Source organism: Streptomyces hygroscopicus subsp. hygroscopicus (genome assembly GCF_001553455.1).
Taxonomy (GTDB): domain Bacteria; phylum Actinomycetota; class Actinomycetes; order Streptomycetales; family Streptomycetaceae; genus Streptomyces; species Streptomyces hygroscopicus.
On the sequence record NZ_BBOX01000098.1, the window covers coordinates 48,966 to 54,965 of the forward strand.

Below are 6,000 nucleotides of genomic sequence, written 5' to 3' on the forward strand. Positions count from 1 at the left end.
GGTGCCGGTTTATGCGACGGCCTGTGCCGGGTGGCAGCATGGGAGGTGTGAGCGTCGCGCCCGTGGAGATCGAACGTCCCGAAACCCGTGGGGCACCGTCGTCGGTGCCCGAACCCGACGTTCCCTGGGTGACGGTGGTGCACAACGACCCCGTCAATCTCATGAGCTATGTGACCTACGTCTTCCAGAGCTATTTCGGCTATTCCAAGGACAAGGCGCACCGCTTGATGCTCGACGTTCACCACAAGGGCCGCGCGATCGTCTCGAGCGGCACCCGCGAGGAGATGGAGCGCGACGTGCAGGCGATGCACGGTTACGGCCTGTGGGCGACCCTCCAGCAGGAGCGCTGATGTCGGGACGCTTCGAGCCGCTGCCCGGCGGCGGCGCCGCCGTCGCCCTGGACGATGTCGAGATCTCCATCCTGCGCAGCCTGGCCCTGCAGCTCGCCGAGCTGATCGGCCCGGGGGACCAGCCCGCCGGGGGCGATGACCCCCTGGCCGCGCTCTTCGCCGAGGGCCCCAGCGCACCGCCGTCCGATCCGGCGCTGGCCCGGCTGTTCCCGGACGCCTACTGCCCCCCGGACCAGGAGCTGGGGCCGCGGGAGGAGAAGGCGGCGCGCGAGGCGTCCGCGGAGTTCCGCCGCTTCACCGAGAACGACCTGCGGGCGCGCAAGCGCGACGACGCCCTGGCGATGGTGCGCGACCTGGACTCGCTGGCCGCCGGAGCGCCCGGCGCGGCCCCGGCCGTGCTGGAGCTGGAGCCGGAGAAGTCCCGGCAGTGGCTGGGCGCCCTGAACGACCTGCGGCTGGCGATCGGGACCCGGCTGGAGGTCACCGACGAGGACGACGGCGGTGAGCTGCTGCGGCTGCCGGACTCCGATCCGCGCAAGCCGATGGTGATGGCGTACTTCTGGCTCGGCGGGCTCCAGGAGACCCTCGTCGAAACGCTCATGCCCGGATGACCGCCCGCCGCAATTACTGAGTGTTCGTTTAGAGGATGCTCAACTCCGGATAACGATCGCATCACCGCGGTCATTGTCTTTGTTGCGGCGTACTACTTTTGTCCCCTTCTTCCTGTGGTGTGTGTCACGCGGCGCTGTCTGGATCAGTTGTGCGGACGTGATAAATCTTCACGATCGCCAGCCAGCCGCCACAGGGAGAAAGGCGCACCGACATGACCTCAGCGGCTCCTGATAAGGGCTATGAGCCAGCGGCTCCGGAAGAGGGCTATGAGCGCGGCCTGGGCAGTCGCCAGGTACAGATGATCGCCATCGGTGGCGCCATCGGTGTCGGCCTCTTCATGGGGGCCGGGGCGAACATCGCCAAGGCCGGCCCCAGCATCATCCTGATGTACGCCCTCGCGGGCGTGGTCATCTTCTTCATCATGCGAGCGCTCGGTGAGCTGCTCCTGTACCGGCGGTCCACGGGCTCCTTCGCGGAGTACATCCGGGAGTTCCTGGGCCCGTTCTTCGGCTACGCGACCGGCTGGACCTACTGGCTGCTGTGGGTGGTGACCGGTATGGCCGAGCTGACGGCCGCCGCCATCTACATCAACTTCTGGTTCCCCTCGATCCCGCAGTGGGTCAGCGCCCTGGTCTTCCTGGTGCTGCTCTTCGGGGTCAACCTGATCTCGGTCAAGGTCTTCGGCGAGGTCGAGTTCTGGTTCTCGATGGTCAAGGTCACCGCGATCATCGGCATGATCGTGATCGGTCTCGGCGTGCTCACCCTCGGCTTCTCCGACGCCGGTGACACCGCCGCGGTGTCCAACCTCTGGTCGCACGGCGGGTTCTTCCCCAACGGCATCGGCGACAGCCTGATGACCCTCCAGGGCGTGATGTTCGCCTACATCGCCGTCGAGCTCGTCGGCGTCACCGCGAGCGAGTCCGAGGACCCGGAGCGGACCCTGCCCAAGGCGATCAACACGCTGCCGTGGCGCATCATCATCTTCTATGTGGGTGCGCTGCTGGTGCTGCTGGCGGTCGTGAAGTGGACCGAGTTCTCGGCCGGCGAGAGCCCCTTCGTGCACGGCTTCTCCAAGATCGGCATCCCGTTCGCCGCCGGTATCGTCAACTTCGTCGTGCTGACCGCGGCCCTGTCCTCCTGTAACTCCGGCATGTACTCCACCGGCCGGATGCTGCGCGACCTGGCGACCAGCGGCGAGGGCCCGAGGATCTTCGCCCGGCTCAACATCCGCAAGTCGCCGGCCATCGGCATCACCTTCTCCGTCCTCCTCATGGGCATCGGCGTGGTCCTCAACTACGTCGTCCCCGAGAAGGCGTTCACCTACGTCACCTCGGTGGCCACGGCCGCGGGCATCTGGTCCTGGCTGATGATCCTGTTCGCCCACATCCAGTACCGCCGCGCGTTCCGCGCCGGCCGGCTGCCCGCCTCCAGCTTCCCGGCCCCCGGCGGCTCGTTCTTCAGCTGGGTGGCGGTGGTCTTCCTGCTGATCGTGACCTGCATGGTCGCCTACGACAAGGACGCCCGGGTCTCCCTGTACGTCGGCGCCGGGTGGGCCGTCTGCCTGGTGATCGGCTGGTACGTCCTCAAGGCCCGCGGCGGGGCCCAGCCGCTCGGTGCGAGCGGCACGGCGGAGCCGGAGCGCGTGAGCAAGTAATCCGTATCGCCCATCGGGCGCCGCGTCTCAGCAGGCGGGCTCCGGACCGATGTCCGGAGCCCGCCTGTCCGTCTCCCCCACCCTCGGCCGGGGCCCCCGGACTCCGCCCGGGAGGGTCCCCCCGCGCGCCGCCCGTTTCCTCTTTCCTATGGTGTGGTCATGCTGACCATCACCCAGGAGCTCCACGACCGGATCGTCGCGCACGCCCGCGCCGACCACCCCGACGAGGCATGCGGCGTGATCGCGGGCCCGGCCGGAAGCGGCCGCCCCGAGCGGTTCATCCCGATGCTGAACGCCGCCCGCTCGCCCACCTTCTACGAGTTCGACTCGGGTGACCTGCTCAAGCTCTACCGCGAGATGGACGACCGGGACGAGGAGCCGGTGGTCATCTACCACTCGCACACCGCCACCGAGGCGTACCCCTCCCGCACCGACATCTCCTACGCCAACGAGCCCGGCGCCCACTACGTCCTGGTCTCCACGGCCGAGTGCGGCAATGACGAGGGACCCGTGCAGTTCCGGTCCTTCCGGATCGTGGACGGGGAGGTCACCGAGGAGGAGGTCACGGTCGTCGAGGGCTACTGACGGCGGTCCACACCCGTTCGTCTCGCATGCTGTTCGCTACCGATCCGTATCACGAGACAATCTTCCGGGGGGCCGCTCGGGAATCGATACGATGAGTCCATGGTTTTCGATGGTGTGAGCGACAAGACGCCGGGCATGCTGCTCGTGGCGCGGCTCCACATCGACCTGTGCCGGCTCGCCAGCGCGATGTGTCCGCCCGCCGCCGCGGCCGCCTGACCCCGCTCGGCGCCACCGCGGCGCGCCGGTGGACGGCGCCCGCGCGCACCCCACCACCCCGTGACCGCACCCCGGACCATCCGGGACCCGCCGTCTTCCACCCCGTCCTCCGACAGGAGCTTAAGAATGGCCATCGAGGTCCGCATCCCGACCATCCTCCGCACCTACACCGACGGCCAGAAGGCGGTCGAGGGCAGCGGGACCACGCTCGCCGAGCTCTTCGCCGACCTCGAGACCCGGCACGCCGGGATCCAGGAGCGGCTGGTCGACGGCGGCGAGCTGCGCCGCTTCGTCAACGTCTACCTGAACGACGAGGACGTCCGCTTCCTCGACGGCATCTCCACCAAGCTCTCGGACGGCGACAACGTGACCATCCTCCCCGCTGTCGCCGGTGGAATGCGCTGATGCGGTACGACAGCCCGCTGGCCGCGGTCGGCAACACGCCGCTCGTCCGGCTGCCGCGGCTCTCACCCTCCTCCGAGGTACGGATCTGGGCGAAGCTGGAGGACCGCAACCCCACCGGCTCGGTCAAGGACCGCCCCGCGCTCCACATGATCGAACAGGCCGAGAAGGACGGCCGGTTGACCCCCGGCCGCACCATCCTCGAGCCCACCTCGGGGAACACCGGCATCTCACTGGCGATGGCGGCCAAGCTCAAGGGCTACCGCATCGTCTGCGTGATGCCGGAGAACACCAGCGAGGAGCGGCGCCAGCTGCTCGCCATGTGGGGCGCGGAGATCATCTCCTCGCCCGCCGCCGGCGGCTCCAACACGGCCGTCCGGGTGGCCAAGGAGCTGGCGGAGCAGCACCCGGACTGGGTGATGCTGTACCAGTACGGAAACCCGGACAACGCCGGTGCCCACTACGCCACCACCGGCCCCGAGATCCTCGCCGACCTGCCCTCCATCACCCACTTCGTGGCCGGTCTGGGCACCACCGGCACCCTGATGGGCGTCGGCCGCTTCCTGCGCGAGAACAAGCCGGACGTCCAGATCGTCGCCGCCGAGCCGCGCTATGACGACGTCGTCTACGGACTGCGCAACCTCGACGAGGGCTTCGTCCCCGAGCTGTACGACGAGTCCGTCCTGACCACCCGCTTCTCCGTCGGCTCCGAGGACGCGGTGACCCGCACCCGGGAACTCCTCGCCCAGGAGGGCATTTTCGCGGGCGTCTCGACCGGGGCCGCGCTGCACGCCGCCCTCGGCGTCGCCGGTAAGGCGGTCAAGGCCGGGCAGAGCGCCGATGTGGTCTTCATCGTCGCCGACGGCGGCTGGAAGTACCTCTCCACCGGCGTCTACACGGCGGCCACCACCGAGGAGGCGATCGAGACGCTGCACGGCCAGCTCTGGGCGTAGCGCCGCGTCAGCCAGGGTTCGCCCCGCTCGCCGCCCTGGCACGCACGCTCGCCGCGTTGGCCGAAAGCCCGAGTAGGCCCGCCCCCAGACTCCGTCCGGGAGGTGCCCCCGCGAGGGCTTCCGGCCGCCTTGCGATCGCACGCACCAGGACGCCTCGCTACCGGGCAAACCCTGACTGACGCGGCACTGGCGCCCGGGCCGAACGGCCGGCGGGGGCGTGGCCGGGCGCCGCCCGGCTCCGTCCTGGTGATTCCGCCCACAACGCGCACCTGTGGAGGAGCTGCCTGGGCTTTCGCGCCTTACGCTCGTGGGCACCGCATGACCCCCCGCACCCGCCCATGGCCTTCGGCATGGGGACCCCCCAAGGAGGTTCCTGCTTCATGAAGCTCACCGTCGTCGGATGCTCAGGGTCGTTCCCGTCCGCGGAATCGGCCTGCTCGAGCTACCTCGTAGAGGCCGACGGCTTCCGGCTGCTCCTCGACATGGGCAATGGCGCCCTTGGCGAGTTGCAGCGCCACTGCGGTCTCTACGACCTCGACGCCGTGCTGCTCTCCCATCTCCACCCCGATCACTGCATCGACATGTGCGGGTACTTCGTCGCGCGCTACTACCGGCACGACGGAGGCCGCGCCGAGGCGATTCCGGTCTACGGCCCCGAGGACACCGAGCGGCGGCTGGTCCAGGCGTACGACGACGTGCCCGATGAGAAGTCGATGCGGGAGGTCTTCGACTTCCGCACGCTGACGCCCGGCAGCTTCCGGATCGGCCCCTTCGCGATCCGCGCCGAGCGGGTCTGCCATCCGGTGGAGGCGTTCGGCTTCCGGATCGAGCACGAGGGCCGCTCGCTGGTGTACTCGGGCGACACGGGCCCCTGTGAGGCCCTGGTGGACCTGGCCCGGGGCGGGGACCTCTTCCTGTGCGAGGCGGCCTTCACGTACGGCAAGGAGGACATCCCGGAGCTGCACCTCAACGGCCGTCAGGCGGGTGAACACGCGCTGCGGGCGGGGGTCGGGACCCTGGTGCTCACCCACATCCCGCCGTGGACGGACCCCCAGATCAACCAGCGCGACGCCCAGCGGGTCTTCGGCGGCCCGGTGGAGCTGGCCAAGGCGGGCGCGGTCTACGAGATCTAGGGCGGTCCAGGGGAGCCAGGGCGGTCCACGAGGCCGGTCCACGAGGCCCAGGGCGGACCACGAGACCCAGGTACGGCGGGGCCGACCGACGACGT

8 protein-coding genes are annotated in these 6,000 nt (G+C 69.4%); all 8 read left to right on the forward strand.

Annotated features, from left to right (window positions below; translation table 11 throughout):
- Nucleotides 1–38: 38 nt before the first annotated feature.
- Entirely contained in the window at nt 39–350 is a 312-nt protein-coding gene (gene clpS / locus AXW62_RS11085) for an ATP-dependent Clp protease adapter ClpS (RefSeq protein WP_030839764.1), read from the forward strand.
- The gene (locus tag AXW62_RS11090; protein WP_060944350.1) at nt 350–961 is read left to right on the forward strand and encodes a DUF2017 domain-containing protein; all 612 of its coding nucleotides are present in this window, start codon (nt 350–352) and stop codon (nt 959–961) included. Before clpS ends, AXW62_RS11090 begins: the two co-directional genes overlap by 1 nt.
- A 212-nt stretch (nt 962–1,173) precedes the next feature.
- On the forward strand, nt 1,174–2,616 hold the full coding sequence (locus AXW62_RS11095) for an amino acid permease (protein WP_060944351.1): 1,443 nt from the start codon (nt 1,174–1,176) through the stop codon (nt 2,614–2,616).
- 159 nt (nt 2,617–2,775) lie between these two features.
- Complete coding sequence (locus tag AXW62_RS11100; RefSeq protein WP_060944352.1) at nt 2,776–3,201, forward strand: M67 family metallopeptidase; 426 nt, start codon at nt 2,776–2,778, stop codon at nt 3,199–3,201.
- 99 nt (nt 3,202–3,300) lie between these two features.
- The gene (locus AXW62_RS47060) at nt 3,301–3,417 is read left to right on the forward strand and encodes a putative leader peptide (RefSeq protein WP_338063507.1); all 117 of its coding nucleotides are present in this window, start codon (nt 3,301–3,303) and stop codon (nt 3,415–3,417) included.
- A 126-nt stretch (nt 3,418–3,543) separates the two neighbouring features.
- Nucleotides 3,544–3,822, forward strand: a complete 279-nt coding sequence (locus AXW62_RS11105; protein ID WP_030839772.1) for a MoaD/ThiS family protein — start codon at nt 3,544–3,546, stop codon at nt 3,820–3,822.
- Nucleotides 3,822–4,772, forward strand: a complete 951-nt coding sequence (locus AXW62_RS11110; protein WP_030839775.1) for a PLP-dependent cysteine synthase family protein — start codon at nt 3,822–3,824, stop codon at nt 4,770–4,772. Before AXW62_RS11105 ends, AXW62_RS11110 begins: the two co-directional genes overlap by 1 nt.
- 380 nt (nt 4,773–5,152) lie before the next feature.
- Complete coding sequence (locus AXW62_RS11115) at nt 5,153–5,905, forward strand: MBL fold metallo-hydrolase (RefSeq protein ID WP_060944353.1); 753 nt, start codon at nt 5,153–5,155, stop codon at nt 5,903–5,905.
- Nucleotides 5,906–6,000: the final 95 nt, after the last annotated feature.

Bases quoted from the DNA above. Each gene is read 5' to 3' on its own strand.
- clpS (WP_030839764.1), top strand. From the start codon at position 39: ATGGGAGGTGTGAGCGTCGCGCCCGTGGAGATCGAACGTCCCGAAACC.
- AXW62_RS11090 (WP_060944350.1), top strand. From the start codon at position 350: ATGTCGGGACGCTTCGAGCCGCTGCCCGGCGGCGGCGCCGCCGTCGCC.
- AXW62_RS11095 (WP_060944351.1), top strand. From the start codon at position 1,174: ATGACCTCAGCGGCTCCTGATAAGGGCTATGAGCCAGCGGCTCCGGAA.
- AXW62_RS11100 (WP_060944352.1), top strand. From the start codon at position 2,776: ATGCTGACCATCACCCAGGAGCTCCACGACCGGATCGTCGCGCACGCC.
- AXW62_RS47060 (WP_338063507.1), top strand. From the start codon at position 3,301: ATGGTTTTCGATGGTGTGAGCGACAAGACGCCGGGCATGCTGCTCGTG.
- AXW62_RS11105 (WP_030839772.1), top strand. From the start codon at position 3,544: ATGGCCATCGAGGTCCGCATCCCGACCATCCTCCGCACCTACACCGAC.
- AXW62_RS11110 (WP_030839775.1), top strand. From the start codon at position 3,822: ATGCGGTACGACAGCCCGCTGGCCGCGGTCGGCAACACGCCGCTCGTC.
- AXW62_RS11115 (WP_060944353.1), top strand. From the start codon at position 5,153: ATGAAGCTCACCGTCGTCGGATGCTCAGGGTCGTTCCCGTCCGCGGAA.